Source organism: Caballeronia sp. LZ024, from assembly GCF_031451455.1.
Taxonomy (GTDB): domain Bacteria; phylum Pseudomonadota; class Gammaproteobacteria; order Burkholderiales; family Burkholderiaceae; genus Caballeronia; species Caballeronia telluris.
In genome coordinates this window covers 1-2,277 of sequence record NZ_JARUXL010000028.1, presented here as the reverse complement: position 1 = coordinate 2,277, position 2,277 = coordinate 1, and the positions used below count along the sequence as shown (strand labels likewise).

The 2,277-nt window shown below is 54.7% G+C and carries 1 protein-coding gene; it reads right to left on the bottom strand.

Annotation, left to right across the window (positions count from 1 at the left end; genetic code table 11):
- Window positions 1-380: 380 nt before the first annotated feature.
- Window positions 381-821, bottom strand: coding sequence for a hypothetical protein (locus QCE48_RS31525; protein ID WP_309788730.1), 441 nt, complete (start codon window positions 819-821; stop codon window positions 381-383).
- Window positions 822-2,277: the final 1,456 nt, after the last annotated feature.

Here is a 2,277-nt window from a genome sequence, read left to right as displayed (position 1 = left end):
AGGATCCCCAGAAGGTTGCCGGCACCTCGTGCAGCGACGCCTGGCGAGATCACCCACGTGCAATGCGTCGCATCAATCCCTGGCCTGCGTATCCGACAAACACGACAAACAGGGTGCGTCATCTAAGGTGACTGGCCGCTTCCCGGAAGCGGGATTCCGGTGGCCGCTTTCCGGCGATGAACTTGAAGAGCGGTCCGACGCAACCCGACCCATTTCGGCCACTCGATCCAACCAGGCCCGAATGGCGGCTTCCGAGATGCAACGGCCATCGACCCTGTCTTTCACATTGGCCGGCGGTTTTCCGATTTCCTCATTCGAGTATCGCCGTTGATCAGGCGCTTCAGTAGGTGCCATTTGGCGTTCGACAGGCCGATGAAGACTTACGGAAGGATGTCTACGCGACGATCGACGACGGTCATTCTCCCCTCTGACGGGTTGTCAGTTCGAGGCGACGGCCGCAGTTCGCGGCATTCAGTCGGTACAGAAGTCGCCCTATTCATCAAGTCCGTCGGGTGTTGCAATATTGGCTCCGATTGTGTTTGCTCTTCTGCTGCGGCGGACTCTGGCGTTCTCGCGGTCAGTGAACCAAAATCGGACTGGAAGGGAGGTAACGGCATATCCTCGCCATCGATGAATGCAGCGGCGCATCGGACGGCGAAAGTCAACGCGCCCTTCTTGCTCGCGAACACGCCAAGCTTACCCAAGGACATCACATTGCCGTCCTCTTCGAGAATCGAGGCGGTCGCGACGAAGGTCCTGCCAACCCGAGTGCAAAGTGGCGTGAAGGCAGCCCCACGGTGATAGAAAATCATAGTACTCATCGGTCGTCCTTGGAGTTTGTGATATGGGTCAGGCGCGACGCCCATCGCCGCAATGAGCGCCGCATGTTAGACAGCTAACTTCGGCAGCCAGCAGAGCGTCTTCTTTTCAAGCAAAGAGACCGAAGAACTGAACAACGATGCAACGAGACGAACGGCAGAGCTTGCCAAGGGTTAACCGCTTTTGTGCAATAGGTGCTTCTCGGAGTACTGAGACATTGCGATTGCGAATCGTGCCGTTCCTACGGCCATCGGCCTACGCACGGCCAGCATCGCCGTTCTCCTGTTAGACAGACGCAGCAGTCGCGCCCGGGCGTCTCTGTATCCGAAAGCGCCTTGTGGTCACGCGCGCAAGCGACGGCACCGTACCTTCAACGTTCCATGAGCGCTGATAAGCGATCGAGAAGTTTTCGCGTTCTCGTTTCAATATCAGCCTCTGAATTCGAGCCGCGAATCGCGAGCACCCGCGATCTCCAATATACGGAGCTGAAGATAATGCAACTGGCGCCAGACGTTCTATCGCTTCGCGACATTTCAAGATAATTGACAACAGTTTCTAAGTGCATAAGTTCTTTCCTCTTCAGCTCATACACATTCATATGACGGTCTATCAATCAGCGTTAATTGCGAAGACTTATCCCGAGAGCCGATCCTTTTTCTCTCAAGCCTCGCAGAATGCGATCGCCTCGGCGCTCGCGAATGTAATGGTCGAATACCATGGCGATGGCGATCAACGCTGCGTCGCCTGCGATGATCCATCTCAAGAAGGTTTCGCACATGTGAGCCACCGTAGTTATTACGCATAAGACGGGCGCCTGGAAATCACCAACTTTTGTCGATCTGGAAATGATTGAAACATGCTTATGAAACGCATATTAATCCGGGTTTACCGTGGTTAGATCTCTTTAACACGACCGTTCGAATAATTTTCAGGTAAAAATTACGTCCTTGGGCGGTTCTGGTCTTGACCTCTTTTGTTTGAATGCGCCGACTGGGGGCTGTCGCGCGGAGACTAATGCCTATCCATAAACAAAACGAACGATCGCTTTCGAGAGGCGTGTGAAAAATTCCAAGCGCTTTTACTTGGTTTCGGTGATCGAAACTTTTATGAATCGGTTATTGGATTCTGAACGGCGAGCGGACTTCGGACATTAAATTGTGCCCGTCGCCCACCCGCGCTGGATATACGTCTCAGACCGGCCGGCGCTTCGTAAATAACGCGCGAACGCCTCGGCAAAAGGGCCCTCTTTCGCCAAAGCTGTCTTCGCGAAGACTCTACCGCGAGGGGCCGCTCAGATGAGGTTGAACGGCGGGAGAAGGACTCCAGAGGCGCAAGGCCGCATGTTCACAAGTGCCGCAGTGCGCATGGAATTCCGACTCAGACCAGCGCTTCCTTTCGTACGGATGCGCTGCCTTTTGACGCATTGCGCACCACGTTTTGGTTTCGCACACTGCACCG